15 protein-coding genes are annotated in these 13,866 nt (G+C 53.1%); 14 read left to right on the forward strand and 1 reads right to left on the reverse strand.

Annotated elements, in window-relative coordinates; translation table 11 throughout:
• Nucleotides 1–24 precede the first annotated feature (24 nt).
• The 14 genes from tsaB to PMI41_RS04955 all read left to right on the forward strand — a co-directional run bounded on the left by tsaB (nt 25) and on the right by PMI41_RS04955 (nt 13,656).
• Nucleotides 25–711: a tRNA (adenosine(37)-N6)-threonylcarbamoyltransferase complex dimerization subunit type 1 TsaB gene (gene tsaB, locus PMI41_RS04890; RefSeq protein ID WP_008122400.1), complete on the forward strand. Its 687-nt coding sequence runs from the start codon at nt 25–27 to the stop codon at nt 709–711.
• Complete coding sequence (locus tag PMI41_RS04895; RefSeq protein ID WP_157179316.1) at nt 708–1,223, forward strand: GNAT family N-acetyltransferase; 516 nt, start codon at nt 708–710, stop codon at nt 1,221–1,223. Before tsaB ends, PMI41_RS04895 begins: the two co-directional genes overlap by 4 nt.
• A 1-nt stretch (nt 1,224) precedes the next feature.
• On the forward strand, nt 1,225–2,076 hold the full coding sequence (locus PMI41_RS04900; RefSeq protein ID WP_008122402.1) for a 1-acyl-sn-glycerol-3-phosphate acyltransferase: 852 nt from the start codon (nt 1,225–1,227) through the stop codon (nt 2,074–2,076).
• Nucleotides 2,077–2,087: 11 nt separating this feature from the next.
• Nucleotides 2,088–3,509 (forward strand): tRNA (N6-isopentenyl adenosine(37)-C2)-methylthiotransferase MiaB, encoded by a 1,422-nt coding sequence (gene miaB, locus PMI41_RS04905; protein WP_008122403.1) that lies wholly within the window; start codon nt 2,088–2,090, stop codon nt 3,507–3,509.
• Between the two features lie 50 nt (nt 3,510–3,559).
• Nucleotides 3,560–4,585 (forward strand): PhoH family protein, encoded by a 1,026-nt coding sequence (locus tag PMI41_RS04910; protein WP_008122404.1) that lies wholly within the window; start codon nt 3,560–3,562, stop codon nt 4,583–4,585.
• Nucleotides 4,586–4,594: 9 nt separating this feature from the next.
• On the forward strand, nt 4,595–5,083 hold the full coding sequence (gene ybeY, locus PMI41_RS04915; RefSeq protein WP_008122406.1) for an rRNA maturation RNase YbeY: 489 nt from the start codon (nt 4,595–4,597) through the stop codon (nt 5,081–5,083).
• Between the two features lie 14 nt (nt 5,084–5,097).
• Nucleotides 5,098–6,180 (forward strand): hemolysin family protein, encoded by a 1,083-nt coding sequence (locus tag PMI41_RS04920; protein ID WP_008122407.1) that lies wholly within the window; start codon nt 5,098–5,100, stop codon nt 6,178–6,180.
• A gap of 22 nt (nt 6,181–6,202) precedes the next feature.
• Complete coding sequence (gene lnt, locus PMI41_RS04925) at nt 6,203–7,792, forward strand: apolipoprotein N-acyltransferase (protein WP_008122408.1); 1,590 nt, start codon at nt 6,203–6,205, stop codon at nt 7,790–7,792.
• A gap of 101 nt (nt 7,793–7,893) precedes the next feature.
• The gene (locus PMI41_RS04930) at nt 7,894–8,310 is read left to right on the forward strand and encodes a helix-turn-helix domain-containing protein (RefSeq protein WP_008122409.1); all 417 of its coding nucleotides are present in this window, start codon (nt 7,894–7,896) and stop codon (nt 8,308–8,310) included.
• A gap of 166 nt (nt 8,311–8,476) precedes the next feature.
• Complete coding sequence (gene metK, locus PMI41_RS04935) at nt 8,477–9,742, forward strand: methionine adenosyltransferase (RefSeq protein ID WP_008122410.1); 1,266 nt, start codon at nt 8,477–8,479, stop codon at nt 9,740–9,742.
• A gap of 21 nt (nt 9,743–9,763) precedes the next feature.
• Entirely contained in the window at nt 9,764–10,462 is a 699-nt protein-coding gene (locus PMI41_RS04940; protein WP_008122412.1) for a tRNA (guanine(46)-N(7))-methyltransferase TrmB, read from the forward strand.
• A gap of 205 nt (nt 10,463–10,667) precedes the next feature.
• Nucleotides 10,668–11,618, forward strand: a complete 951-nt coding sequence (locus tag PMI41_RS04945) for a tripartite tricarboxylate transporter substrate binding protein (protein WP_008122414.1) — start codon at nt 10,668–10,670, stop codon at nt 11,616–11,618.
• Nucleotides 11,615–12,106 (forward strand): tripartite tricarboxylate transporter TctB family protein, encoded by a 492-nt coding sequence (locus PMI41_RS04950; protein WP_008122416.1) that lies wholly within the window; start codon nt 11,615–11,617, stop codon nt 12,104–12,106. The genes PMI41_RS04945 and PMI41_RS04950 overlap by 4 nt, the downstream gene beginning before the upstream one ends.
• 5 nt (nt 12,107–12,111) lie before the next feature.
• Nucleotides 12,112–13,656: a tripartite tricarboxylate transporter permease gene (locus PMI41_RS04955; RefSeq protein WP_008122418.1), complete on the forward strand. Its 1,545-nt coding sequence runs from the start codon at nt 12,112–12,114 to the stop codon at nt 13,654–13,656.
• Nucleotides 13,657–13,685: 29 nt separating this feature from the next.
• Here the strand turns inward: PMI41_RS04955 and PMI41_RS25235 are convergent, their stop codons facing one another.
• Entirely contained in the window at nt 13,686–13,850 is a 165-nt protein-coding gene (locus tag PMI41_RS25235; protein ID WP_008122421.1) for a hypothetical protein, read from the reverse strand.
• Between the last annotated feature and the right edge of the window lie 16 nt (nt 13,851–13,866).

The raw sequence follows: 13,866 nt of genomic DNA on the forward strand, positions 1-13,866 counted from the left end.
TGATTCTTGTTTAGGCGATAGCACATGAAATTGCTTGCGCTCGATACTGCTGCCAATCTTTGCTCTGTTGCGATCTTCGATACCGAAACCGGTATGATAGTTGCGCAGGTCAGCGAAGATATCGGTAAAGGTCATGCGGAGCGGCTCATGGCCCTGATTGAACAGGCCGTTGCAAGTGCCGGAACTTCCATCCGCGAAATAGGTAAAGTGGTTACCAGTATCGGTCCGGGATCGTTCACTGGTGTGCGGGTTGGGGTAGCGACGGCACGTGGCCTTGCTCTGGCTCTGCGCTGTCCTGCCATCGGTATAAGCACGCTACAGGCGCTGGCTTTTGATGCGGGGGAAATCGCATCGGGTCGGCCGGTTCTAGCGGTGATCGATGCCAGGCGCGAAGAGATTTATGCGCAATTTTTTGACGCAGATGGCAACGGGACCTCTGATCCGATAGTTGCGGCTTTACCTGAAGTTATCGAGCGGCTGGCAGACTACGAAGGCAATCTTGTTCTTGCCGGCTCGGCATCCGGTATGGTCAACAGCGCACTTGATCATCCATTGGATATTGTCTCAACAATGGCTACAGGCACAATCGAGGCATTCGCTCGTTTGGGCATGCAATCGGCGGATTTATCGCCGCCGAGCCCGCTCTATTTGCGCGGTCTGGATGTGAAACCACAGCAAGGTTTCGTGTTGAAAAGGCAGATTGCAGAATGATGGGATTGCCTTTCGACAATTTGCGACCGCGTACCTTCATTATCGAAGCGCTCAGACGCGAAGACGCCGGTAGTCTGGTGCCAATTCACGCGGGAACCTTCCGACAACCCTGGAACGAGGATGATTTTCACGCACTGTTGCGTGAAGGCAATGTGTTTGGCTTCATTGCGCGTGAAGAGGGAAACCGTGGCGCGCCAGCTGGCGGTTTTGTTCTGGCGCGGCTCGTCCTTGATGAAGCCGAGATATTGACCATTGCCGTTGCTCCGCAGTTTCAACGCAAGGGTGTCGGCCATGCTTTGATGGATGCCACCTTGCGCCATTTGCACAATGAACGGGCCGACATGCTTTTTCTGGAGGTAGATGAACTGAATATACCAGCACTCGGATTATACCGCGGGCTGGGTTTCAAGCAGGTCGGCAAACGACCAGGCTATTATGAGACACCCTCAGGGCGCTCGGCGGCGTTGACAATGCGTCGCGACCTTGGGCGTCGTGCAGGTTCCGGCCGCTGATATGATGGCACGTCTGAGATTTGTTTTCACAGCGACAGGCTTTGTGTTGGTTACGATAGCCCTGCTTCCGCTTCAGCTGCTTTTTGTAAAAACCGGCTGGTCGTTACAAAAGAAGCTCCCTGTGCTCTTTCACAAAATTGTCAGGCGGTTGCTGGGGATTCGCATCCACGTGCATGGTGAAATGGCAAAGGGGCGCCCGCTTATGCTGGCCGCCAATCACTCTTCATGGGCTGATATTGTTGTCCTTTCAGCCGTTGCGGAAGTTTCGTTCATTGCCAAATCGCAGGTGGCAACCTGGCCACTCTTCGGCCTCTTTGCCAAATTGCAGCGTTCCGTTTTCGTTGAGCGTGAAAAACGCGGCAAAACACATGATCAGGCGAGCGAGATAGCAACGCGTCTGGCTGATGGCGATGTCATGGTCTTGTTTGCGGAAGGCACGACATCGGATGGCAATCGTATATTGCCTTTCAAGACATCGCTTTTTGGAGCTGCGCAGGTCGCCATTCGCGAAACCAGTGTTGAAACGGTGACGATTCAGCCAGTCGCTATCGCTTATACAAAAGTCCATGGGGTGCCAATGGGGAGGTTTCACCGGCCGATTATTGCATGGCCGGGAGATGTGGAGCTTGGGCCAAGTCTCATCGGTATGTTGAAAGAGGGTGCCTACGATGTGGACGTCCGGTTTGGCGAACCGGTTGTAATAGACAGTAAGTCAGATCGAAAAGCTCTGGCACGGACTATGGAAGAGCGGGTTCGGACAATGATGCAGGTCTCGCTTCAGGGGCGTGATTATATCGATCCTGTGACTAATCTCCACGATCCTGCTATTTTCAAAGAGGCTAAAAAGCTTTAGAAGCCTCAGCCATGGACGATATCAGTATCAAGCATCAGCCGGACGAAACCTCCGGAGCAGCACTTATCAATTCACCAGCACTTGCCAATACACGCAAGGTGTATGTGAAAACCTACGGCTGCCAGATGAATGTCTACGACAGTCAGCGTATGGCAGATAGTCTTGCTGCCGAAGGCTATAGCCCGACAGATACGGCGGACGATGCAGATCTGGTATTGATCAATACCTGCCATATCCGCGAAAAGGCTTCCGAAAAGCTTTATTCAGCGCTCGGGCGCTTGCGCAAAATGAAAGATGCGCGCGCCAAGGAAGGACGTGAGCTGACAGTTGGCGTCGCTGGCTGCGTCGCGCAGGCCGAGGGTGATGAAATTACTCGCCGCGCGCCGGTTGTTGATCTTGTCGTTGGTCCCCAGACATATCATCGTCTGCCGCAGGCTCTCGCCCGTGTAGCAAAAGGTGAACGTGTCGTTGAAACCGAATATGCGATTGAGGACAAATTTGAGCACCTGCCTTCTCCAGGAAAAGAACAGACGAGAAGCCGCGGTGTAACAGCCTTTCTGACAGTGCAGGAAGGCTGCGATAAATTCTGCACATTCTGCGTCGTGCCTTACACGCGCGGTTCGGAAGTCTCTCGTCCCGTTGCGCAGATACTCAAAGAAGCAGAAAAACTTGCTGATGCAGGTGTGCGTGAGCTGACTTTGCTTGGACAAAACGTCAATGCCTGGCATGGCGAAGGCCCAGACGGTCGTGAATGGGGATTGGGCGAACTGCTGTATCGGCTTGCTGAAATCCCCGGTATTGCAAGACTGCGCTATATCACAAGCCATCCACGCGACATGGATGATGCCTTGATCAATGCGCATCGTGATCTCGATATGCTGATGCCTTATCTGCATTTGCCTGTTCAGGCGGGTTCCGATCGCATTTTGAAAGCCATGAACCGCAAGCATACTGGTGACGATTACCTGCGTCTGATTGAGCGGATAAGAAATGCCCGTTCGGATATAGCACTTTCCGGTGATTTCATTGTCGGCTTCCCGGGAGAAACCGATGAAGATTTTGAGGCAACGTTACAATTGGTTCGCGATGTAACCTATGCGGCCGCATACTCGTTCAAATATTCGCCGCGCCCAGGCACGCCTGGTGCTGATCTGCCTGATCATATAGATGAAGCGGTCAAGGATGAACGGCTTCAACGCTTGCAGGCTTTGCTTAGTGAGCAGCAATATGCCTTCCAGCGCAGCCTTGTGAATAAAAGCTTTGACGTGCTCATCGAAAAGGCAGGAAGGGTGCCCGGACAGATGGTCGGACGATCTCCTTGGTTACAACCTGTAATTATCGATGTACACGGCGGCAGAATCGGCGACATTATCAATGTACGAATCATCGACACCGGAACCAACAGCCTTATCGGCGTCCGGGAGATGGTTTGAGGACAAGTAGCGACTATATGAACAGGCGAATAGTTTTGTAGGAGAGCCGTTTGAACGCCACCGAAAAACTGAAACCCGCTCCCACCGGAGCCTCGGATCTGGCGCATATCGTACTGACATTTGACAACAACCGGCTGGCGAGTGCGCTGTTCGGCCAGTTTGATGAGAATCTAGCCCGCATCGAGAAGAAATTAGGTGTTGACGTCCGCTCCAAGGGTAATCAGCTCGCTATCCGCGGCGAACCGGGAGCAACAGAGCAGGCCCGGCGAGCGCTTGATCAACTGTATGAGCACCTTCAAAAAGGCCACGATATATCCGCGTCAGATGTTGATGGTGCATTGCGGATGGCAATTGCTGCCGATGATCAATTGACGCTTCCCACAATGGAAAACAAGAGCAAGATGGCCGTAGCCCAGATATCCACCCGCAAGAAGACGATCTTTGCCCGTACACCGACGCAGGATGCCTATATGCGTGCGCTGGACCGCTCGGAGATGGTCTTTGGTGTTGGGCCAGCAGGTACGGGTAAGACTTATCTGGCTGTTGCCCACGCGGCGATGCTTCTGGAACGTGGTCTGGTTGATCGCATTATTCTTTCCCGTCCCGCTGTGGAGGCTGGTGAGCGGCTCGGCTTTCTTCCCGGAGACATGAAAGAGAAGGTCGATCCTTATCTGCGTCCCCTGTATGATGCTCTGTATGACATGATGCCTGCCGATAAGGTGGAGCGCGCGATTGCCGCTGGCGTTATAGAAATTGCACCGTTGGCCTTCATGCGCGGGCGTACACTTGCCCATTCTGCGATTATTCTGGATGAAGCGCAGAACACCACTGCCATGCAGATGAAGATGTTCCTCACTCGTCTTGGCGAGAACGGGCGTATGATTATCACGGGTGATCCAAGCCAGATCGATCTTCCGCCCGGTCAGAAGTCCGGACTGGTCGAGGCGCTCAACATCCTGAATGACGTGCAGGGAATTGTCACTGTCAAGTTCTCGGATGTTGACGTGGTTCGTCATCCTCTCGTTGCAGCAATTGTTCGTGCATACGACAAGGAAGGCGCCAAGCCGAAAGCTTGACGGAACAGCTTGATCGATATCGATATACTGGTTGAAACCGATGGCTGGCCGGAAGAGGCGCTGCTATCGAATTTATCATCAGCTGCAATAGCTGCTGTCTGGGATGAGCTTGCCGCCGGCAAACAGCCGGATAGTGAGCTCAGTCTGGTATTCACCAATGATGCATCGATCAAAGAACTCAACAATGACTGGCGCCATAAGGACAAGCCAACCAATGTCCTGTCGTTCCCTGCTTTTCCGATCAAGCCCGGGCAAAAGCCCGGACCCATGCTTGGTGATATTGTTATTGCCCGAGAAACTGTTTTGCGCGAGGCAAATGACGAGGAAAAGCTCTTTGACCATCATCTGACACATCTGATTGTACATGGCTTCCTGCATCTTCTGGGCTACGATCATCTCACAAGCGAAGAGGCTGAGGAGATGGAGCAGCTTGAGCGCAAAATTCTTGCGCGTCTTGCAATTCCCGACCCATATGCGCTATCGGTCATAGACGATTAATTCGATTGAGGACCATGTCTGACACGTCTCACCAAAACGATCCTGCTGCGCCAGCCAAGGGCATGAATGGGCAGGAGAGTGATGCCGAAGGGCAAAGTATCACCAGAGCGCCTGCTCCAGAAAAGCGCTCGCTTCTTTCCACGATTTTTCCATTCCTGCGCGCACGCCCGGGCACTTCCCTGAGGGAAGACCTTGATGCAGCTCTTGCAGAAGATCATCATGGCGATACGGCGTTCTCACCTGAAGAACGCGCCATGCTTCACAACATACTGCGTTTGCGCGAATTACGGGTTGAGGATGTCATGATCCCGCGCGCTGATATCGAAGCGGTTGAAATCGGCACCAGTCTCGGCGATCTTCTGGAAATATTTGAAAAATCTGGTCACTCGCGCATGCCGGTGTTTGCTGAAACGCTCGATGATCCACGTGGCATGGTTCATATCCGTGATGTGGTCAACCACATCACCAAGATTTCCAAAGTCAAAGTCCAACGCAAAACTGCGCGCGCGACCAAACTGCCTACTGCAGCAAAGTTTGATCTGACCAACATCGATCTCACTAAAACGATCTCGGATTTGAATTTGATGCGCACGATCCTGTTCGTGCCCCCTTCAATGCTTGCAAGTGATCTGATGGGACGCATGCAGGCCCAACGCATTCAGATTGCACTTGTCATCGACGAGTATGGCGGGACTGATGGTCTGGTTTCGCTTGAAGACATCGTGGAAATGGTGGTCGGAGATATTGAAGACGAACATGACGACGACGAAGTGATGATCGTCGAGGATCCGGAAGGCATCTTTACCACTGACGCACGGGCTGATCTTGACGAAGTGTCGGAGAAAATCGGTGCCGGTTTTGTTGTCGGAGAGCATGGTGAGGATGTGGATACGGTCGGTGGCCTGATCTTTTCAATTCTCGGGCGCATTCCTGTTCGCGGTGAAATGGTGCAGGCTGTACCTGGATATGAATTTCATGTTCTGGAGGCAGATCCTCGCCGAATACGCAGGGTTCGCATTGTTCCGCTGCGCCATGCGGAACGCAAACCACGCAACCAGCGTCAGGGTGTCGTTGAACCTTCAGCGGATGACGAATGATCTCTATTGATTTGGACAGGGCATGATCCGGCGTTTGATCGACAGGATCGTACTTCTGTCAGGTTGGCGGCGTAGCGGCCTGGCATTTCTGATGGGGGCTTTGGCAAGTTTTGCGCTGCCACCCTACGACTTTTTTGCTGTAGCATTTATTGCTTTTCCGGTCCTCGTATGGCTCCTCGACGGTGCCGTCGATAATGCCGGAGGAAGCCCGGTCAGACGGCTTCTGCCAGCCGCCTATGTCGGATGGTGGTTCGGCTTCGGCTATTTTGTTTTCGGGCTCTGGTGGATCGGCAATGCTCTGCTGGTCGATGCTGCAAACTTTGCCTGGGCTATTCCGCTGGCAATCTTTGGCCTGCCAGCGTTCCTGGCATTTTTCTATGCTGTTGCAGCAGCACTCGCCCGGCTCATCTGGAGCGAAGGGATTGGCCGCATATTTGCACTGGGCTTTGGTTTCGGCGTCGCTGAATGGCTTCGCTCCTTTATCATGACCGGTTTTCCATGGAATGCGATCGGCTATGCCGCCATGCCGGTGCCAGTGATGATGCAGTCGTCAGTCATTGTGGGACTGCTCGCAATGAATGTGCTTGCGGTTGTCGTATTTGCCATGCCGGCACTCTACAGCGCCCGGCAAAACCGGATAGCCGGGGCTGCTGTTGTAATAGCGCTTATCATTGCCCATGTCGGCTTTGGAGTTATCCGTCTTTCAACAGCAGAGATCAAGTTCGACGGACCTCATATCCGTATCGTGCAGCCCTCCATTTCCCAAGAACTTAAATGGGATGCGGAAGCGCGGCGCGGTATACTCGATAAATACCTCGCCATGACAGCTGAGAAGCCGGAAGACGGCAAGCTCAAGGCGCAGATTATAATTTGGCCGGAAACCGCCGTACCCTATATTCTGACTAAAACGCCCGAAGCATTAAAAGCTATCGCCGACGCACTGGCCGACGGGCAGACTCTTTTAACGGGCGCGATTAGAATGGAGGAGCCGGGAGGCGCGGACGAACCCCTCTATTATAATACGATATATGCCATCGACAGTGCGGGGCAAATCACCGGTGCTGCTGATAAGGTGCATCTGGTTCCTTTCGGCGAATATGTGCCCTTGGAAAGTATTCTGCGCAAAATGGGCATCAGTGAAGTGGTGGAGCTGCCGGGAGGCTTCAGCGCGGCATCGATGCGCCGATCTCTCGAAGTCGTCAGCGGCTTCTCGGTATTGCCGCTGATATGCTACGAGGCCATCTTCCCGGGCGAAATGTCCTATCAGGGCGCTGCAGCTGATGCCATTGTCAACGTCACAAATGATGCTTGGTACGGTGACACGCCCGGTCCCTATCAGCATTTCAGACAGGCCCAATTGCGCGCTGTGGAACAGGGATTGCCCATGGTTCGAGCTGCTAATAACGGTCTTTCAGCTGTGATCGACCCCTATGGCCGAATCATTGATGCACTTGCTCTGGATGCGGTCGGTGTAATTGATGCCCAACTTCCATCGCGGGTACGGCTACCTTGGGGGGAGGCGGCTCATCAGATTCAATTTGCGGTTGTATTATTACTGGTTCTGATTGTAGCGGTGCGGTATTTTTTGCGTAGCAGAAGGCGTGTTGGTTGACATTTCTGGTACAGCCCCTATCGAATAAAGTGATATTTGGTGCGTTGATACATTGATGGTAAAATTCATTTTCATTTCCATTTCATACGAATGAGATTTTCATGTCTGATAATAAGAAGAGCCCAAACCCGGTGGATATCCATGTTGGCGCAAGAATTAGATTGCGGCGCAATATGATAGGCTTGAGCCAAGAAAAACTTGGTGAGAGTCTTGGAATAACGTTTCAGCAGATTCAAAAGTATGAAAAAGGCATGAATCGTGTGGGCGCTAGCCGTCTTCAGGCAATCGGGAATATCCTCAACGTTCCTGTTACTTTCTTTTTTGATGACATGCCGGGTCAACCGGATAAGCCAAGGGGTTTTGATGAAGAAAGCGAGACAACATATGTTGTCGGTTTTCTCAATAGCTCGGAGGGCATCCAGTTGGCGCGGGCCTTTGCAAAGATTGGCGACGCAAAAATCCGACGTAAAGTACTCGACCTCGTTCGCACACTTGGTCAAGAGGATGACGCAGTCTAATTCAGCGGGGTTCGCGTCATTACGGTGTGAAACGGGAAAAAAATCCCCCTGAAGCATTCCTTTTGAAAGTGAAAGCAATTGACGGAACCGCTGCAGCTTGGCAAACACTATGCGGCCAGTCGGCATTTGCCTGCTGGCATTCGTTTGCTTTCAAGAGGGGTTCCCCGTGACGCGCAGTTCATATCTTTTTACCAGTGAGTCGGTTTCGGAAGGTCACCCGGACAAAGTCTGTGACCGTATTTCCGATGAAATCGTTGACATGATCTACAAAGAGGCGAAGAAGACGGGTGTTGATCCGTGGACTGTTCGCATTGCATGCGAAACGCTGGCGACTACGAACCGGGTTGTGATTGCCGGTGAAGTCCGGGTTCCGGATACATTGCTCAAGAAAGATAAAAGCGGCGCCGTTGTTAAAGATGCCAAGGGGCATCCGGTCATTAATCCTTCAAGGTTCCGTGCTGCTGCACGTCGCGCTATTCGCGATATTGGTTACGAGCAGGAAGGCTTCAGCTGGAAAACAGCAAAGATTGATGTTTTGTTGCACCCGCAATCAGCAGATATCGCTCAGGGCGTAGACAATGCCGCCGACCGTCAGGGTGAAGAAGGTGCCGGCGATCAGGGTATCATGTTCGGATATGCATGCCGCGAGACACCTGATCTCATGCCTGCGCCAATCTATTATTCCCATAAAATTTTGGAATTGCTGGCAACAGCCCGCCACAAAGGCGAAGGCGATGTTGGCAAGCTTGGGCCAGATGCCAAGAGCCAGGTAACCGTACGCTATGTTGACGGCGTTGCGGCGGAAGCAACGCAAATCGTGCTTTCGACACAGCACTTGGATGCAAGTTGGGACTCCAAGAAGGTCCGTAGCGTGGTTGAGCCCTATATTCGTGAGGCCATGGGTGATCTCAAGATCGCTGCTGATTGCGTCTGGTACATCAATCCGACTGGCAAGTTTGTCATTGGTGGTCCAGATGGCGATGCGGGTCTGACTGGCCGCAAGATCATTGTGGATACATATGGTGGTGCTGCACCACATGGCGGCGGTGCTTTCTCCGGCAAAGATACAACCAAGGTTGATCGTTCTGCAGCCTATGCAGCACGTTATCTTGCAAAGAACGTTGTAGCTGCAGGCTTTGCTGACCGCTGCACAATCCAGCTTTCCTACGCAATTGGTGTTGCACAGCCGCTTTCGGTTTATGTCGATTTGCATGGTACTGGCAAAGTCAAGGAAGATGCAGTGGAAGAGGCATTGCGCAAGGTCATGGACCTGTCGCCAACCGGCATACGCAAACATCTTGATCTCAACAAGCCAATCTATGCCAAGACTTCTGCCTATGGCCATTTCGGACGCAAGCCTGGCCGCGATGGTTCATTCTCCTGGGAGAAGACCGATCTTGCCAAGCAGTTGAAGACAGCATTGGCCGCCTAAGCGGCCGATATGGATACTGGTATGACCGAGCCCAGACGCGAGCGTTCGACGGAAGCATTCTTCGGCAGGAGAAACGGCAAGACATTACGTCCTTTGCAGCGCTCAATCCGGGATGAACTTCTACCTCAGTTGAAGCTCGATCTTACCGCTAAAGCGCCTGATGACCTCCGCAGCCTGTTTGCTGCGGAGGTCGATCTGGTGCGAATGGAAATTGGCTTTGGCGGCGGTGAGCACCTCCTGCATGAAGCCGCACGTCATCCAAAGTCGGGCTTCATAGGTGTTGAACCCTTCGTGAACAGCATGGCGAAGTTGATTGTTGATCTTCACGACAATCCGTTGAGCAATATCCGACTTTACGATGACGATGCGACGCAAGTGCTGGACTGGCTGCCCGATGCGTCGCTCGATGGCATCGATCTCTTCTACCCCGATCCATGGCCGAAGAAAAAACACTGGAAACGCCGGTTTGTCAGTCAGAAAAATCTTGACCGCTTTGCACGTGTATTGAAATCAGGCGCTCGCTTCCGGTTTGCGTCCGACATCGACACTTATGTCAACTGGACGTTGCAGCATTGCCACGAACACGGCGAGTTTGACTGGCAGGCGCAAACCTCTGCTGATTGGCATACGCCTTATGAAGCATGGCCCGGTACCCGCTATGAACAGAAGGCCCATCGCGAAGGCAGAATAGGCGCTTACCTTACGTTTTTGCGCCGCTGACTCTTTCGCACGCTATTTCGCGTGACAGCTTCCTGACAGTTTTCTAGTATCATTCTAAAGATGAGGAGACCGCTGGGAGGCTGTCCATATTTTTGTGCGCAAAATCAAGGCAGCAACGGCCTGCAGTTTGCGTTGAAACAACTTCCCGATCTTCGAGAAACTGAAAAAACGATGGCCGAGGGCCGTTTTGGGAGGACTTCACACAATGCGTAAGATGTTGCTTGCTTTTGTAGCTGCCGGTGCAATGGTTATTTCCGGCCACGCCTTTGCGGCAGACTATAAGATTATGGCGCCGGCCGCCCCAGGTGGTGGTTGGGATCAAACGGCCCGCACACTCCAGACAGTTCTTCAGGAAGAAAAAATCTCGGGCAATGTGCAGGTTGTCAATGTTACCGGCGCTGGTGGAACAATCGGTCTGGCGCAGTTTGCAAATTCGGCAAAAGGCGATCCTTCGCAGCTTATCGTTGGTGGTTATGTGATGGTCGGGGCGATCCTCACAAATGCGTCGCCGGTAACTTTGGAGCAGGTAACGCCCATCGCGCGTCTGACCGGTGAGTATGAGGCTCTGGTTGTGCCAGCCGCATCACCAATCAAATCGATGGCCGATCTGGTGGAAAAACTCAAGGCTGATCCGGGCGCTGTATCCTGGGGCGGCGGTTCTGCAGGCGGTACTGATCATATCACGGCAGGCTTGCTGGCCAAGGCTGCAGGCGTAGATCCAACGAAGGTAAACTACATTGCATTCTCCGGCGGTGGTGAGGCGTTAGCAGCTATTCTCGGGGGCCAGGTAACGGTTGGCATTTCCGGTTATGGCGAGTTTGAGTCGCAGATCAAGTCTGGCGCGCTCCGCATCATCGGTATTTCCAGCGATGCAAAGGTTGAAGGCATTGATGCGCCAACCTTCAAGGAAGGTGGCGTAGACGTCTCTATCCAGAACTGGCGCATGGTTGCAGCAGCACCTGGAATTACCAAGGAACAGGAAGCAGCCATTGGTGCCGATGTTGAAAAGCTGGCCAAATCCAAAGGCTGGCAGGAACAGTTAAAGGCCAAGGGCTGGGCTGACACATATCTCGCAGGCGATGCATTCAAGGCTCAGTTGGCGAAGGATACGGAAGCAACTTCCGCTATTCTGAAAGATATCGGCTTGGTAAAATGACGCAACAGTCATCAAACTCCAAAACGCGTCGCCCTGATCGGGCGGCGCTGTTTATTGCAGCCTTCCTGGCGGTCTTGGCCATAATAATCGGGTACAGCACCGCCACCACTCATGGCGGTAGTGCCACCCGTATCGGCCCGGCCGTTTTCCCATATGCCATCAGCATCGTATTGTTTATTCTGGCTGTGTGGACGGTATTCGAAGCATATCGCGGCGAATTTCCGGAACGTGAGGCACAGGCGCCAGGTCCCGTCCTTTGGATCGTCGGTGGCCTTGCAGCTCAAATGCTGCTTCTCAATGTCGTCGGCTTCTCGATTGCGACAGGGCTTCTTTTCGCTGCAACGGCCAGAGGCTTCGGCAAAACCAAATTATGGGTGACGATACCTGTTGGCATCGTACTTTCCTTTATCGTCTGGATACTCTTTGCCAAGGGGCTTCAATTGTCTCTTCCGGCAGGACCGCCAGAACGTTTGATTTTCGGGGGTTAAGGTCAATGGAAACCTTTGGATTGCTATTCCAGGGCTTCGCTGTGGCGATGGACCCGATGAACCTGCTCTACGCACTGATCGGCGTTACGCTCGGTACTGCTGTTGGCGTATTGCCAGGCATTGGCCCGGCTCTTACGGTCGCTTTGTTGCTGCCGGTAACATACAAACTGGACCCGGCAGGCTCGCTGATCATGTTCGCCGGTATCTATTACGGTGGGATGTACGGCGGGTCGACGACGTCCATTCTGCTGAATACGCCGGGTGAAAGTGCGTCCATCGTCACTGCGCTTGAAGGCAACAAAATGGCCCGTGCCGGGCGCGGTGGGCCTGCGCTTGCGACGGCTGCGATTGGTTCATTTGTCGCCGGTTTGATTGCAACTATCGGTCTGGCACTGATTGCGCCGTGGATCGTAAAATTTGCCCTGTCTTTTGGACCTGCAGAATATTTTGCACTTATGGTCCTTGCTTTCATGACTGTTTCGGCAGCCTTTGGCGACTCGACTCTTCGCGGCTTGACTGCGCTGTTCATAGGGTTGGCGCTTGGTTTGGTCGGTCAGGATCAACTGACCGGACAGGCCCGGCTTGCATTCGGCATTCCTGATCTACTTGACGGGATTGAGGTGACTACATTGGCCGTCGCGCTGTTTGCGATTGGCGAAACGCTGGCCGTTGCCGCATCGCGGACTACCATGGATGAGAAGATTGAGGCCGTTAAGGGTTCAGTCTGGATGACCAAGGAAGACTGGTCGCGTTCATGGAAACCATGGTTGCGTGGAACAGCAATTGGGTTTCCAATCGGGGCCATGCCGGCTGGCGGCGCCGAGATCGGTACATTTCTCTCCTACTCAGTAGAAAAACAGCTATCGAAGAAACCGGAAGAGTTTGGCCACGGGGCAATTGAAGGTGTGGCCGGTCCGGAGGCAGCAAACAATGCATCCGCTGCAGGGACACTGGTTCCGCTGCTGACATTGGGCTTGCCGACAACAGCGACAGCGGCGATCATGCTTGCAGGCTTCCAGCAGTTCGGACTTCAGCCGGGACCATTGCTTTTTGCTACCAGCCCACAACTGGTCTGGGGTCTGATTGCAAGTTTGCTTGTTGCCAATCTTATGCTGCTGGTTCTTAACCTGCCATTGATCGGTCTATGGGTGCGTCTGCTGTCGATTCCCAAGCCTTGGCTTTATGCGGGGATTCTGGTTTTCGCGACACTGGGCACGATAGGCGCCAACTCCGCCATTTTTCAATTGGGATGGATCGCTTTCTCATTCGAGCTTGCGATGCTGATTCTCTTTGGATTGTTTGGATACTTCATGCGGCAATTCGGATATCCGATTGCACCTGTGGTCGTAGGACTTATCCTGGGGCCAATGGCCGAAACGCAATTGCGCCGTGCAATTCAGATCAGTCAGGGTGACTTTACCGTGCTGGTTGGATCACCAATAGCGGTAACCTTGCTGGTTCTCGCCGTGTGTGCGGTCGTTGTGCCGCTGATCATGCGTGCCCGAGGCCAAGGTAAAGTTCTGGCCTCGCTTGCAGCGAACGAAGACTAGTCGCCTCATTCACCGTCCACCGGGATTGATTAGTTCCGGTGGATGGAGCTGAACTGAACAGGATCAATACCCAGAGTGCGCAGATCAGAAGCTATTGGCTGATGGCCAGTGCGGGTTGCTGATGCGACTGCAACGGCGCTACCGAATACATTCAGCATACGGCCAATTCGTGAAGTTGTTGATGTCTTGTGCATTTTATCATCCTTTCGC

The sequence above is a fragment of the Phyllobacterium sp. YR531 genome, assembly GCF_000282595.1.
GTDB lineage: Bacteria > Pseudomonadota > Alphaproteobacteria > Rhizobiales > Rhizobiaceae > Phyllobacterium.

Bases quoted from the DNA above. Each gene is read 5' to 3' on its own strand.
- miaB (WP_008122403.1), top strand. From the start codon at position 2,088: ATGGACGATATCAGTATCAAGCATCAGCCGGACGAAACCTCCGGAGCA.
- PMI41_RS04895 (WP_157179316.1), top strand. From the start codon at position 708: ATGATGGGATTGCCTTTCGACAATTTGCGACCGCGTACCTTCATTATC.
- PMI41_RS04940 (WP_008122412.1), top strand. From the start codon at position 9,764: ATGACCGAGCCCAGACGCGAGCGTTCGACGGAAGCATTCTTCGGCAGG.
- PMI41_RS04930 (WP_008122409.1), top strand. From the start codon at position 7,894: ATGTCTGATAATAAGAAGAGCCCAAACCCGGTGGATATCCATGTTGGC.
- PMI41_RS04920 (WP_008122407.1), top strand. From the start codon at position 5,098: ATGTCTGACACGTCTCACCAAAACGATCCTGCTGCGCCAGCCAAGGGC.
- PMI41_RS04945 (WP_008122414.1), top strand. From the start codon at position 10,668: ATGCGTAAGATGTTGCTTGCTTTTGTAGCTGCCGGTGCAATGGTTATT.
- lnt (WP_008122408.1), top strand. From the start codon at position 6,203: ATGATCCGGCGTTTGATCGACAGGATCGTACTTCTGTCAGGTTGGCGG.
- PMI41_RS04950 (WP_008122416.1), top strand. From the start codon at position 11,615: ATGACGCAACAGTCATCAAACTCCAAAACGCGTCGCCCTGATCGGGCG.
- PMI41_RS25235 (WP_008122421.1), bottom strand. From the start codon at position 13,850: ATGCACAAGACATCAACAACTTCACGAATTGGCCGTATGCTGAATGTA.
- PMI41_RS04955 (WP_008122418.1), top strand. From the start codon at position 12,112: ATGGAAACCTTTGGATTGCTATTCCAGGGCTTCGCTGTGGCGATGGAC.
- PMI41_RS04900 (WP_008122402.1), top strand. From the start codon at position 1,225: ATGATGGCACGTCTGAGATTTGTTTTCACAGCGACAGGCTTTGTGTTG.
- tsaB (WP_008122400.1), top strand. From the start codon at position 25: ATGAAATTGCTTGCGCTCGATACTGCTGCCAATCTTTGCTCTGTTGCG.